Raw genomic sequence first — 15415 nt, 5'->3', positions numbered from 1 at the left:
GCAGCGCATGAACTTCCTCCCGCTCTGGCGCTATCAGAACCAGTTGATCGACGGTGCCTTCGTCACGCTCGAATTGACCGTGATATCGGCGCTGGTCGGGCTGTTGATCGGCATTGCCGGCGCCGTCGCGCTGAAGGGACGCGTCACGCCGCTGCGCTGGCTGGTGCGCGGCTACATCGAGCTGTTCCGCAACACGCCGTCGCTGATCCAGATCTTCATCGTTTTTTTCGTGCTGCCGACTTTCGGCCTGAAGCTACCGGCGTTTGAGGCGGCAGCGGCGGCGCTGTCGCTCTATTTTGGCGCTTATTCGGTCGAGATCATCCGCTCGGGCCTCGATTCCATTCCGCGGAGCCAGGTCGAGGCCGGGCAGTGCCTCGGGCTTTCCGACTGGCAGGTGTTTCGCCACATCGTACTGCCGCCGGCACTGCGCAATGCCTATCCGGCGGTGACCAGCCAGTTCGTCCTGCTCTTGCTCGGCACTTCCCTCGCATCGCAAGTCGCCGCCGATGAGCTGTTTCACGTCGCAGGCTTCATCGAGAGCCGGACCTATCGCAGCTTCGAGGTCTACGCGGTGATCTGCGTCGTCTACTTCGCAATGGCGATGTCGTTCAAGGCGCTGTTCGCGGTCCTTGGCGCAGCTGCCTTCCGCTGGCCGCGACGGCGCTGAGGAAGAGGCGATGCGATCCTTCTCCCTCATCGACCTCGTCTCGCTGTTCGCGGCCCTGCGCTGGACCGTCGTCCTCGTCGTGCTCGCGCTCGTCTTCGGCGCGCCGCTGGCGCTCGGGCTTGCCATGGGCCGCATCAGCCGCTTTGCCGGGATGCGCTGGACGATGGCGGCAATCATCCAGGTCATCCAGAGCGTGCCGCTGCTCGGCCTCCTGTTCTTCTTCTATTTCGGCATGCCGGTCTTTCTCGGCATCCAAATGCCCGCGATCATCGCCGTCACCATCGCCTATACGCTCTACACCGCCGCCTTCCTCGGCGAGATCTGGCGCGGCGGGCTCGAGGCGGTGAAGCAGGCGCAATGGGAGGCCGGGAGTTGCCTCGGCCTGTCGCTCTGGCAGCAATTCCGCCACATCATCGCGCCGCAGGCGCTGCGGCTGTCGCTACCGCCGACTGTCGGCTTCCTGGTGCAGCTCATCAAGGGCACCTCGCTCGCCTCGATCCTCGGCTTCGTCGAGCTCGCCCGCGCCGGACAAGTGGTGAGCGCAGCGACGTTCCAGCCGCTGCTCACCTACGCGCTCGTCGCCGCGATCTATTTCGCGCTCTGCCTGCCGCTCACGCTCTGGTCCCGCTCCCTGGAGGCCCGCCTCGATGGCTCTCGTTGAAATCCGCGACGTGCACAAGAAGTTCGGCCGGGTGGACGTGCTCAAGGGGGTCTCGCTCGACGTCGAGGAAGGCGAGATCGTCACGATCATCGGCCGCTCCGGCTCCGGCAAGTCGACGCTGCTTCGCTGCATCAACGCGCTGGAGAGCGTCGATGCCGGCGAGATCCGCGTCGAGGGGCAAAAGGTCCACACCAAAATGCGCGATCTCAAGAAATTCCGCCAGCACGTCGGCATCGTGTTCCAGGCCTTCAACCTGTTTCCGCATCTGAAGGTCGAGCGCAACATCACGCTCGCGCCGCTGCTCACCGGCCGCATCGACAAATCGAAGGCCCGCGCGCTTGCCGAGGACGTACTCACCCGCGTCGGGCTTGCCGACAAGATCGACGCCTGGCCGGAACAACTCTCCGGCGGCCAGCAGCAGCGCGTCGCGATCGCGCGCTGCCTTGCGATGGCGCCTCACCTCATGCTGTTCGACGAGGTGACTTCGGCGCTCGACCCCGAACTCGTCGGCGAGGTTCTGAAGGTGATGGAGGCGATGGCCAAGCAGGGCATGACGATGATCCTCGTCACCCACGAGATGGGCTTTGCCCGCAACGTCGCCGACCGCATCGTCTTCATGCATCAGGGCCGCGTCTGGGAACAGGGTCCGCCGGCAAAGCTGTTCGCCAATCCCGAGACGCCCGAACTCGCAGGCTTCATCGCTTCGGCGAAATGAACGTCGTCCCACCAATCAGGCCATCGTGCCGCCACCAGGAGAAAGTCATGAGAAAGCGGAAGTCCCTCTTCACGGTCGCCGCAGCGGCACTTGCCGTCCTCGCTGCGACAAGCCTTGCCAAGGCCGACAAGCTCCAGGACGTGCTCGGCGCAGGCAAGCTTCGCGTCGGCATCCTCACCGACGCCGCGCCCTGGGGCTTCAAGGACGACAAGGGCGAGATCGCGGGCCTCGATGCCGACCTCGCCAAGCTGATCGCCGCCGACATGGGCGTGAAGCTCGAGCTCGTACCGGTGACGGGCCCAGCGCGCATCCCGAGCCTGCTGTCGGACAAGCTCGACATCCTCATCGCAGGCCTCGGCGCGACGCCCGAGCGCGCGCAGCAGGTGATGTTCTCGCAGCCCTATGCGGTGGTGAATCTCGGCGTCTACGGCGCCAAGTCGCTTCCGGCGGCGACCGGCAAGAAGCCCGACAATCTGGAGGGGCGCACCGTCGCCGTTGCCAAGGGCACGACGCTCGACGTCTGGCTCACCGACAACGCGCCGAAGGTGAAGCTCGTCCGCTTCGAGGACACGCCGGCGGCGATCGCCGCCTATCTCGCCGGACAGGCCGATTCCTTTGCCGAGAACAGCGCGATCGCGATCAAGGTACAGGAGCAGAACCCGACCAAGGACGTCGAGCTCAAATTCCTGATCCGCCAGTCGCCGGCCCATGTCGGCGTGCGCCAGGGCGAGCAGAACCTGCTCAACTGGATCAACACCGACATCTTCACCAACAAGCTCAACGGCAAGCTCGGCGCACTGCAGCTCAAATGGTTCAAGGAAGAGCAGTCGCTGCCGACGCTGTAAGTTCAGACAAACGCTCCCGCGCGCTGTGCGGGAGCTCACCTTCACGAGGAGAATCTTCAGATGATCAAACGTTACGTCGTCGGCCCCCGCATGAGCCAGGCCGTCGCCGCCGGCGGCATGGTGCACATCGCCGGCCAGGTCGCCGATGACCGCAAGGCAGGCATCGTGTCGCAAACCCGGCAAGTGCTCGCCAAGATCGATGCGCTGCTCAAGGAAGCCGGCTCCGATCGCTCCAAGTTGGTCGCGGTCAACGTCTTCCTGCCGCACATCACCGATTTCGACACCATGAACGCGGTCTATGACGGCTGGATCGATCCGGCCAATCCGCCGGCGCGGGCCTGCGTCGAAGCCCGCCTCGCCGATCCCGATCTGCGCGTCGAGATGACTGCGGTCGCCTTGCTCTAAGGCCTCCGCCCTTCTTCCAACCTTCGGCCGGCGTCGGCGACGACGCGGCCCTGAGGCGATCCATGCATACCGGACTTTTTCACGAGATCGATTTCGAGAACGACCAGAAATGGTCCGGCCATCTCGGCATTCCCTTCTCGATCGACCGCTCCCCCTACTTCCAGCTCAAGATTCCGATCTTTCGGATCAGGAACGGCGCCGGCCCGAAGCTGCTTTTGATGGCCGGCAATCACGGCGACGAATATGAGGGCGAGATCACGCTGACGCGGCTGTATCGCCGGCTCGATCTTGCCGCCATCAAGGGCGAGATCACCATCCTGCCCTTCGCCAACCTGCCCGCCGTGATGGCGGCGCGACGGCGCTCGCCGCTCGACGAGGGCAATCTCAACCGCGCCTTCCCTGGCGATGCCGGCGGCACGCCGACGTTTCGTCTGGCTCACTTCCTCGAGCACGAGCTGTTTCCGCGCCACGACGTCGTCTTCGACATCCATTCCGGCGGCACCTCGATGGCGCATCTGCCTTGCGCGCTGATCGAGCGGCAGGGGCCGCCAGAGATGTTCAGCCATGCGCTGCGCCTGATGGAAGGCCTGGGGATGCCCTTCGCCTTCGTCGCCGAGAATGGTGCCGCTGCTCCGACCTCGATGGCGGCGGCGGCGCGCGCCGGCGCCATCGGGCTGTCAGGCGAATTCGGCGGCGGGGGCACCGTCACACCGCAGACGATGGCGCTCACCGCGCGCGCCGTAGACGGGTTGCTGCTCGCGCTCGGCATCGTGCAGGCACCCGTGCTGGGACCTCATGCGCCGGTCGAGCGCCCCACCGAATTGCTGGCGCTGCAGAGCCACGCGCAAGCGGTGTTCGCGACCCGGCGCGGTTGGTTCGAACCGGCGGTCACGGTCGGTGCGCGCGTCAAGGCCGGCGACATCGCCGGCTGGTACCATGATTTCGAGCGCCCGGAAGTGCCCGAAGAGGTGCTGCGCTTCCCCGCGGATGGCATCGTGATCTCGCAACGCCTGCACACCGACAGCCAGAGCGGCGATTGCCTGGTCCAGGTCGGGCGCGCCCTGACGCGCGAGGAGGTTTTATCGGAATGAGGTCAGGGATTCGATGACCGCTCCGGCAAAGCCAACCTACGATGACGTGCTGCGCATTCCGGCGCCGCCTGGCCGCGGCGCTGCGGGTGGACGACCGCCGCGCATCGAGGAGGTGGCTGGGCGCGCCGGGGTCGCGCCAATCACGGTGTCGCGGGTGCTACGCCATCCCGAGAAGGTCAATCGCGAGACGCGTGACCGCATCCTCGAAGTGATCGAGGCGACAGGATATGCGTCGAATCCGCACGCGCGCGCGCTGCGCTCGGGCCGGTCGAACGTGGTGGTCGCCTTCGTCTCCAACATCCTGAGCCAGCAGTTCGGCCTCGCGGTGCGCAGCTTCGCTGCCACGCTCGAGCCGGAAGGCTTTGAAGTGCTGGTCGGCCAGACCTCCTACTCCTACGCCAAGGAGGTCGCGATGATCCAGTCGCTGCGCGGCATCCGTCCGGCAGCGGTGATGTTCACCGGCGTGATCGAGCTTCAGGAGAACCGTTCCGCGCTCGCCGAACTCGGCATACCCGTGATTGAGACCTGGGCGTTTCCGCGCGATCCGATCGACATGCTGGTCGGCCTCTCCAACACCGACGCCGGCGCAATGGCGGCACGGCGGCTGTCGGACGCCGGCCATCGCCGCGTCGCCTTCATCGGGCGCACCGGCGGCCGCGGTGCGCTCCGCCGCGACGGTTTTCGCGCGGCAGCGGCCACGCTCGGGCTCGAGATCGTGCACGAGATCGGCGTCGGCGAGATTACGGGCCTGGTCGACGGCCGCACCGCTTTCACCGCCCTGCTCGATCACGGCGGACGCGTCGACGCCGTGTTCTGCGCCAACGATCTTCTGGCGACCGGCGCCCTGATCGAGGCGCGGTCGCGCGGTCTGACGGTGCCCCGCGATCTCGCCGTGCTCGGCTTCGGCGACAACGACGTGGCGGACCAGATCACGCCGGGCCTCACAACCATCACCTTTGATTCGGCTGCGATCGGCCGCATCGCCGGCGAGCTCCTGCTGGCACGCCTGTCCGGCACGCCGAGCGCCGAGCCGCGACGCGCGGTCGAACTCGCCCTGGTCGAGCGCGGCAGCGTCTAAAGCGTGACGAGATTAAGTGCGATCAGTCGCATCGGGACGCCTCTCCCCAGCGGGGAGGTGAATCCTCGGCATCGCACCGATTCCACCAGAACTCATCCCGCTTTAGCCTTACTGCGTCATAAACGCTCTAACTCCTCATCCTGAGAGCTTGCGAAGCAAGCGTCTCGAAGGATGTGGGCCACAGGCGGGGCCTCATGGTTCGAGACGCGCTTCGCGCTCCTCACCATGAGGGTAAGTGACACAGTAAGGTTAGAAGCTTACGGAAATGAACCGACGGTCACGGCTGCGGCTTTTACGGGCCGGTGTTGCCGATGTGACCCCTTGTTAACCATTGCCGGCCCCGCAAGGGGCTGGCAGCCGCCGATCAAGCCTTGTCCGGCCCGACCCGCACGAGCTGCTTGCCGAAATTGGCGCCTTTCAGGAGCCCCATGAAGGCGCCGGGCGCGCTGTCCAACCCCTCTGTGACGAACTCCTTGTACTTGACCTTGCCCTCGTGGACCCACCCGGACATGTCGCGCAGGAAGTCGCCGTGGCGAGCGGCGAAGTCGCTGACGATGAAGCCGCGGAAGGTCAGCCGCTTGGTCAGGATCGCGCGCATCATGCTGCCCGCCCACTTCGGCGGCTTGGCTTCGGTGTCGTTGTAATGCGCGATCAGCCCGCAGACCGGCACGCGCGCGAAGGCATTGAGCTGCGGGAAGACCGCCTCGAACACCGCGCCGCCGACATTCTCGAAATAGACGTCGATGCCCTTGGGGCACGCGTCCTTCAGCTTCGCTGCGAGATCGGGATCGCGGTGATCGATGCAGGCGTCGAAGCCGAGCTCTTTGACGACGTAGTCGCACTTGTCCTTGCCGCCGGCGATGCCGACCGCTCGGGCGCCCTTGATCTTGGCGATCTGGCCGACGGCCGAGCCCACCGCGCCCGAAGCACCGGCGACGACGACGGTCTCGCCGGCTTGCGGCTTGCCGATGTCGAGGAGGCCCGTATAGGCCGTCATGCCGGGCATGCCGAGCACGCCGATCGAGGTCGAGATCGGCGCCAGCTTCGGATCGACCTTGATCAATCCCTTGCCGTTCGAAATCGCATGCGTCAGCCATCCGGCGCGCGTGCGCACGATGTCGCCCTTGGCGAAATCGGCATTGTTGGAGGCCATCACCTCGCTGACCGTTTCGCCCTCCATCACGCCGCCGATCGGCACCGGCGCCGCATAGGACGGACCTTCGCTCATCCGCCCGCGCATGTAGGGATCGAGCGACAGCCAGATCGTGCGCAAAAGCACCTCGCCTGCGCCAGGCGTCGGCACCGCGAATTCCTCGATGCGGAAATCGGACGGTTTGGGCTCGCCAACGGGACGCGCGGCGAGAACGATGCGTTTGCCTTGGGACATGATGGCTTCCTCCTGGATTTCTTCGTCGGCGGGAGCGAAGCGGAGCAAGGAGGTCGCGTCAACACAAAAGCGCTCGACTGCGAGGTCGCGAATGCGCGCACATCTCGTGTCCCGGACACGGCGCAGCGCGTCAGCGATGCACCGCAAAGCCGGGACCACGCCAAGCATTTCCGTAGGAATTGGGCCCCGGCTCTGCAGCGCACCGCTGAAGAAGCGCTGCGCTGCGTCCGGGGCACGAGAGCAGAGCGCGCTTACGCCCCGCCCGGATAATTCGGAGATTCGCGCGTTATCGTCACATCGTGAACGTGGCTTTCGCGCAGGCCCGCACCGGTGATGCGGACGAATTGCGCCTTGGCGTGCAGGTCGTTCATGTCGCGCGCGCCGACATAGCCCATCGCGGCGCGCAGGCCCCCGGCGAGCTGGTGCATCACGTTGCCGACCGGGCCCTTGTAGGGCACCTGGCCCTCGATGCCTTCAGGCACGAGCTTGAGCGTGTCCTTGATGTCCTGCTGGAAGTAGCGGTCGGCGGATCCGCGCGCCATCGCGCCGACCGAACCCATGCCGCGATAGGCCTTGTAGGAGCGGCCCTGCCACAGGAAGACTTCGCCGGGCGTCTCGTCGGTGCCGGCCAGCAGCGAGCCGACCATGGCGATGTCGGCACCGGCGGCGAGCGCCTTCGCAAGGTCGCCGGAGAACTTGATGCCGCCGTCGGCGATGACGGGGATGTCGGCCTTCTTCGCCGCTTCCACCGCATCCATGATCGCGGTGAGCTGCGGCACGCCGACACCGGCGACGATACGCGTGGTGCAGATCGAGCCTGGGCCGATGCCGACCTTGATACAGTCGGCGCCTGCGTCGATCAGCGCCTGCGCGCCGTCTTCGGTCGCGACGTTGCCGGCGACGACCTGCACCGAGTTGGACAGACGCTTGATGCGGTTGACGGCGTGAAGCACGTGACGGGAGTGGCCGTGCGCGGTGTCGACGACGACGAGATCGACGCCGGCGTCGATCAGCCGCTCGGTGCGCTCGAAGCCGGTATCGCCTACGGTGGTCGCGGCGGCGACCCGCAGGCGGCCCTGTGCGTCCTTGCAGGCGAGCGGATGGGCGACCGCCTTTTCCATGTCCTTCACGGTGATCAGGCCGACGCAGCGATACTGGTCGTCGACGACGAGCAGCTTTTCGATGCGGTGCTTGTGCAGCATCCGCCTCGCTTCATCCTGGCTGACGTTCTCGCGTACGGTGACGAGATTTTCGTGCGTCATCAGCTCGGAGACTCTTTGCCGGCGGTCGGTCGCAAAACGCACGTCACGATTGGTGAGGATGCCGACGAGTTTGCCCGGCGTGGTCTTGCCCGCGCCGGTGACGACGGGAATTCCGGAGATGCCGTGATCACTCATCAGCTTGAGCGCGTCGTCCAGCGTGGCGTCGGGGCTGATGGTGAGCGGGTTCACCACCATGCCCGACTCGTATCGCTTGACCTGGCGCACCTGGGCGGCCTGCCCCTCGGGATCGAAATTGCGGTGGATGACGCCGAGGCCGCCGGCCTGCGCCATGGCGATCGCCATGCGGGCCTCGGTGACCGTGTCCATGGCGGAAGCCATGATCGGGATGTTGAGCGGAATGGCGCGGGTGACGCGGGAGCGGATGTCGACCTCGGATGGAAGCACGTCCGAGAGGCCCGGCTTCAACAGCACGTCGTCGAACGTAAAGGCTTCGCGGATGCCTTGAAGACCTTGCACCGTGGCCATATGCCAACTCCTTCCTGCGGCCGCGCCGCAAATGCTTATGGATGAGCGCCGCCCTCGGCGTACCTTGCGGCAGCACCGTCGAATCGGAGCCCATCGGTGGGGTTGACGCTGGTCGATAGCACGGCCGGGTGACGAATCAAAGCAATTCGGCCCGATTGCCAGCCATGCACAGGCTTTTTTGGCCCCTAGCGCGGATAACCCGGCGGCGGGCCGTGCTGGCGGATCGCGTCCACGACCTCCCGATGCCGCCGGTCTTCCCGCTTCATGTGCACGGCGATGATCGCATGCGCCGAGGGCACCAGCAGCAAAATGTGAAAAACCAGGCCGAAAATCACGCAAACCACGCACAGGACGAGGTTGAAGATCGCCGAGAACGGCTGCCCGTTCAGAAGCAGCCCGATCGGCGGCAGCAGCGCGGCAAGGATGTAGATCATCGCGGGATCTCCGGCAGGCGATGCAACCCGGGACACAGTTTGGGTCGCACCGTCACGCAGGATTTAGGTGCTATGCGCGGTTCCGCAATGGTCTCGGGGCAGCGACGGTGTTAAGCCCCATCGCTCGCATCTCCCTTCTGATTTCCATTAAATATCCGTGATGTCGGTCAACAAGCAACGCGTGATCCCGCTGATCGTGGCCACCGCCCTGTTCATGGAGAACATGGACTCGACGGTGATCGCGACCTCCCTGCCCGCGATCGCCGCCGACATCGGCACCAGCCCGCTGACGCTGAAGCTCGCGATCACCTCGTACCTGCTCTCGCTCGCAGTGTTCATTCCGGCAAGCGGTTGGACCGCCGACCGGTTCGGCGCGCGGCTGGTATTCGCGATCGCGGTCGGCGTGTTCATGATCGGCTCTGTCGGCTGTGCGCTCTCAACCTCCGTCACCGACTTCGTGTTCGCGCGCATCCTGCAAGGAATGGGCGGCGCGATGATGACCCCGGTGGGTCGTCTCGTCCTGCTGCGCTCGATCGACAAGAGCGCGCTCGTCAACGCCATGGCCTGGGTCACCGTACCGGCGCTGATAGGCCCCGTGGTCGGCCCGCCGCTCGGCGGCTTCATCACGACTTATGCGTCCTGGCACTGGATTTTCCTGATCAACCTGCCGATCGGCCTGATCGGCATCTTCATGGCGCTGCGCTTCATCGATCCAATCAAGAGCGAGGCGCAGGAGCCGTTCGATCTCAAAGGCATGCTGCTCGCCGGCATTGGATTGGCCGGCATCGCCTTCGGTCTGTCGGTCGCGGGGCTGAACCTGTTGCCCTGGAGCACGGTGCTCGCGCTGATCGCTGGTGGGTCGATCTCGATGACGCTCTACGTGATGCATGCGCGGCGAACGGGCTCGCCGGTGCTGGATTTCTCGCTGCTCAACCTCGCGACGCTGCGCGCGGCCGTCATCGGCGGCTTCATGTTCCGGCTCGGCATCGGCGCGCTACCGTTCCTGTTGCCGCTGTTGATGCAGATCGGCTTCGGGTTGTCGCCGTTCCAGTCGGGCCTCGTCACCTTCGCCTCCTCGCTCGGTGCCATGGGCATGAAGACGCTGGCCGCGCGCATCATCCGCGCCTTCGGCTTCCGTCACCTGATGACCGTGAATGCGGTGATCTCGGCGGTCTTCCTGGCGGCCTGCGCGCTGTTCACGGTGACGACGCCGTTGCTCCTGATCATGATCATTCTGGTCGTCGGCGGCTTCTTCCGCTCGCTGCAATTCACCGCGATCAACACTGTGGCCTACGCCGAGGTCGAGAGCGCACAGATGAGCCGCGCCACCACGCTCGTCAGCGTCAACCAGCAGCTTGCGGTTTCTGCCGGCGTTGCGGTGGGCGCCTTCTCGGTGGAGTCGACGATGTGGTGGCGTCACGTGAGCGAGCTCGACGCCACCGTGTTCGCGCCGGCCTTCATCGTGGTGGCGTTGACGTCGGCGGCGTCAAGCTGGTACTTCTGGCAGATGCCCGACGATGCCGGCCATGAGATCTCCGGCCGCAAGGCCGTCGAGATCGCCAGCCGCAAGGGCGCCGCCAAGAGCGCGGCCAGTGCCGCCGTCAAGGCCGCGACGGAGGATACGCAGGACATGCGGGATCAGCGGCTGGGGTAGTGCCTCTCCTTCGTCATTGCGAGCGAAGCGAAGCAATCCAGAGTCTTTCCGCGGAGACACTCTGGATTGCTTCGTCGCTTCGCTCCTCGCAATGACGGAATATGTGGCTAGCTCCCGCGAAATCCCGTCGCCAGCACATAGCGCTCCGACGAGTCCTGTCGGCTCGCCGCCGGCTTCACGTGGCGCACGGTCGCGAAATCGCGCTTGAGCTGGGCCAGCAGTTCGGCGTCGGCGCCGCTCTGGAAGGTTTTTGCCAGAAACGTCCCACCGGGCTTCAGCACGTCGCAGGCAAAGGCGGCTGCGGTCTCGACGAGGCCGACGATGCGGAGCTGGTCGGTCTTGCGGTGGCCGGTGGTGTTGGCGGCCATATCGGACATCACGATGTCGGCGCCGCCGCCCAGCATCGTGGTCAGCTTGTCCGGCGCGTCGTTGTCCATGAAGTCGAGCTGAGCGAAGGCGACGCCGGGGATTTCCGGCATCTCCAACAGATCGATGGCGACGACCTTGCCCTTGCCCTCCGCCGCGCCGACGCGTTTTGCGGCGATCTGGCTCCAGCCGCCGGGCGCAGCGCCAAGATCGACCACGGCCATGCCCGGCTTCAGAAGGCGGAATTTGTCGTCGATCTCCAGCAGCTTGAACGCGGCGCGCGAACGATAGCCTTGCGCCTTGGCCTTGGCGACATAGGGATCGTTGAGCTGGCGCTCCAGCCAGAGCTTTGACGACAGCTTGCGCTTGCCGCCGGTCTTGACCTGGACGTGCAAGCGGCCGGTGGTGTCCTTGGCCATCTCACCAGCTCCTGAGCGCGCCGTCCTCGCGCATCATCTCGACCAGCATGCCCTCGCGCAGACCCCGGTCGGCGACGCGCAGGCGCGGCAGCGGAAAGGCGCGGCGGATGGCATCGAGGATGGCGCAGCCGGCGAGCACGAGATCGGCGCGCTCGATGCTGATGCAATTGTTGTTGGCGCGCTCCTCATAGCTCATGCCGAGCAGCTTGCTGATGGTCGCCGTGATGTCGGCATCGTCCATCCAGATGCTGTCGATGCGGCGGCGATCGTAGCGCGCGAGATTGAGGTGAATGCCGGCAAGCGTCGTCACCGTGCCCGACGTGCCGAGCAGATGCATCTTGGCGAGATCGCGACCATGCTCCTCGGCAAAAGGGGCGACATGCCGTGCGACCTCCTCTTCCATCGCTGCGTAAATCTTGGGCGTCACGTCGCGGCCGCCGAAATGCTCGGCGAGCGTGACCACGCCAAGCGGGATCGACATCCAGGCCTTGATGCGCGGCTGGGGATTCTCGTCGGCCGGATCGCGGTCGATGCGCACCAGCTCGGTCGAGCCGCCGCCGATGTCGAACAGGATCGCGCCGCGCCCCCTGGGGTCGACCAACGGGGAGCAGCCGAGCACAGCGAGCGCGGCCTCGGTCTCGCGGTCGATCACCTCGAGCTCGATGCCGGTCTCGGCGGCGACGCGGCTGCGAAAGCCCTCCGCGTTCGACGCGGCGCGGCAGGCCTCGGTGGCGATCAGCCGCAGCCGCTTGGCCTTGCGCAGCTCGATCTTGTCGCGGCAGATACTGAGCGCCGCGATGGCGCGCTCGATTGCGGCTTCGCTGATGCAGCCGGTGGCCGAAACCCCCTCGCCGAGCCGGATGATGCGCGAGAAGGAATCGACCACGCGGAACCCGTCGCTGGTCGGACAAGCGATGAGCAATCGGCAGTTATTGGTGCCGAGGTCCAACGCCGCATAGACGCCGGTTCCCGACATTTGCGCAGGGCTGGCCGGTTGGGCAGCCAGCGCTGCCGTGGCCATCGCACCCAGCTCTCCGTGCGGCGCAAGGCCGTCGCGGAGCCGCGTGTGGTCATTCATACAAACGGTCTTTCCACGGCCCGACAGGGCCGATCCGGAATTGCTTTTTCGCGGGAAACTTTAGCAGCGCTTGAGGCCTGCGCAACAACCCATCACATGGGACCATGCCTATTCGTGCGTTGTCGTGAGCGGGGCCGTGCGTTATCTCAGCGGGGTCCGGTTCTCAGGCCGCCGCGAAACCCGCGCAATTGCCGGCTTTTCAGGTCATTCCATGCAAGAACACACCAAATCGTCCTCACTCGAAAACGCTATTGCACTGCAAAAATACGGCGTCGGACAGCCGGTCCGGCGCAAGGAGGACGACACGCTGGTGCGCGGCATGGGCCGCTATACCGACGATTTCAACCTGCCCGGCCAGGCCTATGCCGTGATCGTTCGCTCGACCCACGCTCATGGCGTGATCCGCGGCATCGGCACCGAGGCGGCCAAGGCGATGCCGGGCGTGCTCGGGGTGTGGACCGGCACCGACCTCGACGCCGCCGGCTATGGCCCCTTCACCTGCGGCCTGCCGCTGAAGAGCCGCGACGGCTCGCCATTGCTCCAGACCAACCGCCGGCCGCTGGCAACCGACAAGGTCCGCTTCGTCGGCGATCCCATCGCCTTCGTGGTGGCGGAGACGCTGGCCCAGGCCCGCGACGCCGCGGAAGCCGTTGAGGTCGATGTCGAGCCCCTGCCCGCGGTCACCGATCCCGAGGAGGCCGCACAGGCAGGCGCGCCGCAGCTTTACGACCACATCCCCAACAATGTCGCGCTCGACTATCACTTTGGCGATGCCGAGAAGGTCGAGGCGGCCTTCGCCGGCGCCGCGCATGTGACCAGGCTCGACATCGAGAACACCCGCGTCGCGGTGGTCTCGATGGAGCCGCGCGTGGGGCTTGCATCCTACGACAAGAAGACCGAGCGCTACACCATCCAGGTGCCGACGCAGGGCGTTTCGGGCAACCGCGCCAATCTCGCCAAGAACCTGAAGGTGCCGAACGAGAAGGTGCGCATCCTCACCGCCAATGTCGGCGGCTCCTTCGGCATGAAGAACATCAACTACCCCGAGTACATGTGCATCCTGTTTGCTGCGAAGACGCTGGGCCGTCCCGTGAAGTGGACCGACGAGCGCTCGACGAGCTTCCTGTCCGACAGCCACGGCCGCGCCCAGAAGATCCACGCCGAGCTGGCGCTCGATGCCGAGGGGCATTTCCTCGCGGCCAAGCTCTCCGGCTACGGCAATCTCGGCGCCTACATCACCGGCGTCGCACCGAGCCCGCTCTCGCTCAACACCGGCAAGAATTTTTCCAGCGTCTATCGCACGCCGCTGATGGCGGTCGATATCAAGACGGTTTTGACCAACACCACCTTGATGGGGGCCTATCGCGGCGCCGGCCGGCCCGAAGCCAACTACTACATGGAGCGGCTGATCGACCGCGCCGCCGACGAGATGGGGATCAGCCGACTGACCTTGCGCAAGCGCAACTTCATCAAGCCGAACCAGATGCCGTTCCCGGCCTCCTCCGGCGTGACCTATGACAGCGGCGACTTCCAGGCCGTGTTCAACAAGGCGCTGGAGCTGTCGGACTACGAGAGCTTCTCCAAGCGCAAGAAGGAGAGCAAGAAGAGCGGCAAGCTGCGCGGCATCGCCATCGGCTCCTATCTCGAGGTCACCGCACCTCCCGGCGTCGAGCTCGGCAAGATCGTGTTCGATCCGGACGGCACGGTGCAGCTCATCACCGGCACGCTCGACTACGGTCAGGGCCACGCGACGCCGTTCACGCAAGTGCTGTGCGCGCAGCTTGGCGTGCCCTTCGAGAACGTAAAGCTCGTGCAGGGTGACAGCGACATCGTGCACACCGGCAACGGCACTGGCGGCTCGCGCTCGATCACCGCCAGCGGCATGGCGATCGTGGAAACCTCCCGCCTCATCATCGAGAAGGGCAAGCGCGCCGCGGCGCATCTGATGGAAGCGTCCGAGGCCGACATCGAGTTCGCCGATGGCCGCTTCACCATCGCCGGCACGGACCGCAGCATCAACATCATGGACCTGGCCAAGCGCCTGCATGAGGGCAAGGTGCCGGAGGGCGTGCCCTCTTCCCTCGACGTCGACCACACCACCGAGCCGGTGCCCTCCGCCTTCCCGAACGGCTGCCATGTCGCCGAGGTCGAGATCGATCCGGATACGGGCGTGGTGCAGATCGTACGCTATAGTGCGGTGAACGATTTCGGCACGGTGATCAATCCGATGCTGGTCGCGGGCCAGCTCCACGGCGGCGTCGTCCAGGGCATCGGGCAGGCGCTGATGGAGCATGTCCGCTACGACGAGAGCGGTCAGCCGATCACGGGATCGCTGATGGACTACGCGCTGCCGCGCGCGGAAGACGTTCCGTTCATGAGCGTCGGCGATCACCCGGTGCCGGCCACGAGCAATCCGCTGGGTAGCAAAGGCTGCGGCGAAGCGGGCTGCGCGGGCAGCCTGTCGACGGTGGTGAATGCGGTGATCGACGCGCTCTCCGACTACGGCATCAAGCACATCGACATGCCCTTGACACCGGAGCGCGTGTGGCGGGCGATACATGAGGCGAAGGCGACCGCGTAAGGGACGCAAACGTCCACTGCTCCACCAACGCTATCATCGCCCGCGAAAAGCGGGCGATCCAGTATTCCAGAGACGGCGCGAGGATACGGAGAGGCCGCGGCGTACTGGATGCCCCGCTTTCGCGGGGCATGACACCGAATTTGGCGCACGAGCTTACAGCGGCCACTTACGCCGCCTGCATGCTGTCGCCTTCGCCTGATTTTATTTGCTGCTTCAGGGGGCGATCGTAGGCCCGCAGGAACCCCGGTCAATCCCCTCGCCTTTGGGCGGCGAATGCGGTACCACG

14 protein-coding genes are annotated in these 15415 nt (G+C 65.7%); 9 read left to right on the top strand and 5 right to left on the bottom strand.

Annotated features, from left to right (window positions below):
• Positions 1-7: 7 nt before the first annotated feature.
• From QA640_RS20320 to QA640_RS20290, 7 genes are all read left to right on the top strand, one after another.
• Complete coding sequence (locus QA640_RS20320; RefSeq protein WP_283042363.1) at positions 8-667, top strand: amino acid ABC transporter permease; 660 nt, start codon at positions 8-10, stop codon at positions 665-667.
• Between the two features lie 10 nt (positions 668-677).
• Positions 678-1328 (top strand): amino acid ABC transporter permease, encoded by a 651-nt coding sequence (locus QA640_RS20315; protein WP_283042361.1) that lies wholly within the window; start codon positions 678-680, stop codon positions 1326-1328.
• On the top strand, positions 1315-2043 hold the full coding sequence (locus QA640_RS20310; RefSeq protein WP_283042360.1) for an amino acid ABC transporter ATP-binding protein: 729 nt from the start codon (positions 1315-1317) through the stop codon (positions 2041-2043). Before QA640_RS20315 ends, QA640_RS20310 begins: the two co-directional genes overlap by 14 nt.
• A gap of 47 nt (positions 2044-2090) precedes the next feature.
• On the top strand, positions 2091-2888 hold the full coding sequence (locus QA640_RS20305) for a transporter substrate-binding domain-containing protein (RefSeq protein ID WP_283042358.1): 798 nt from the start codon (positions 2091-2093) through the stop codon (positions 2886-2888).
• 60 nt (positions 2889-2948) lie between these two features.
• Positions 2949-3293, top strand: a complete 345-nt coding sequence (locus tag QA640_RS20300; RefSeq protein WP_283042357.1) for a RidA family protein — start codon at positions 2949-2951, stop codon at positions 3291-3293.
• A 62-nt stretch (positions 3294-3355) separates the two neighbouring features.
• Positions 3356-4384: a succinylglutamate desuccinylase/aspartoacylase family protein gene (locus tag QA640_RS20295; RefSeq protein WP_283042356.1), complete on the top strand. Its 1029-nt coding sequence runs from the start codon at positions 3356-3358 to the stop codon at positions 4382-4384.
• 13 nt (positions 4385-4397) lie between these two features.
• Positions 4398-5462: a LacI family DNA-binding transcriptional regulator gene (locus tag QA640_RS20290; protein WP_283042355.1), complete on the top strand. Its 1065-nt coding sequence runs from the start codon at positions 4398-4400 to the stop codon at positions 5460-5462.
• Between the two features lie 364 nt (positions 5463-5826).
• Here QA640_RS20290 and QA640_RS20285 read toward each other — a convergent pair whose 3' ends face one another.
• The 3 genes from QA640_RS20285 to QA640_RS20275 form a co-directional block, all read right to left on the bottom strand.
• The gene (locus QA640_RS20285) at positions 5827-6849 is read right to left on the bottom strand and encodes an NADP-dependent oxidoreductase (RefSeq protein WP_283042354.1); all 1023 of its coding nucleotides are present in this window, start codon (positions 6847-6849) and stop codon (positions 5827-5829) included.
• A gap of 251 nt (positions 6850-7100) precedes the next feature.
• Complete coding sequence (gene guaB / locus QA640_RS20280; protein WP_283042353.1) at positions 7101-8597, bottom strand: IMP dehydrogenase; 1497 nt, start codon at positions 8595-8597, stop codon at positions 7101-7103.
• A gap of 185 nt (positions 8598-8782) precedes the next feature.
• Positions 8783-9031 carry a hypothetical protein gene (locus tag QA640_RS20275; protein WP_283042352.1) on the bottom strand — a complete coding sequence of 83 codons (249 nt, stop codon included), beginning with the start codon at positions 9029-9031 and terminating at the stop codon, positions 8783-8785.
• 160 nt (positions 9032-9191) lie between these two features.
• On the opposite strand from QA640_RS20275, the gene QA640_RS20270 reads away from it, so the two are divergent.
• Positions 9192-10685, top strand: coding sequence for an MFS transporter (locus QA640_RS20270; RefSeq protein WP_283042351.1), 1494 nt, complete (start codon positions 9192-9194; stop codon positions 10683-10685).
• Positions 10686-10792: 107 nt separating this feature from the next.
• Here QA640_RS20270 and QA640_RS20265 read toward each other — a convergent pair whose 3' ends face one another.
• Together QA640_RS20265 and QA640_RS20260 are read right to left on the bottom strand one after the other, a co-directional pair.
• Complete coding sequence (locus tag QA640_RS20265) at positions 10793-11470, bottom strand: RlmE family RNA methyltransferase (protein ID WP_283042350.1); 678 nt, start codon at positions 11468-11470, stop codon at positions 10793-10795.
• Between the two features lies 1 nt (position 11471).
• Positions 11472-12548: a Ppx/GppA phosphatase family protein gene (locus tag QA640_RS20260; RefSeq protein WP_283042349.1), complete on the bottom strand. Its 1077-nt coding sequence runs from the start codon at positions 12546-12548 to the stop codon at positions 11472-11474.
• Between the two features lie 211 nt (positions 12549-12759).
• On the opposite strand from QA640_RS20260, the gene QA640_RS20255 reads away from it, so the two are divergent.
• Positions 12760-15129 carry a xanthine dehydrogenase family protein molybdopterin-binding subunit gene (locus tag QA640_RS20255; RefSeq protein ID WP_283042348.1) on the top strand — a complete coding sequence of 790 codons (2370 nt, stop codon included), beginning with the start codon at positions 12760-12762 and terminating at the stop codon, positions 15127-15129.
• The last annotated feature ends 286 nt before the right edge of the window (positions 15130-15415 follow it).

It is taken from the genome of Bradyrhizobium sp. CB82 (genome assembly GCF_029714405.1).
Classification (GTDB): Bacteria; Pseudomonadota; Alphaproteobacteria; order Rhizobiales; family Xanthobacteraceae; genus Bradyrhizobium.
This window is presented reverse-complemented; position numbering and strand designations above follow the sequence as displayed.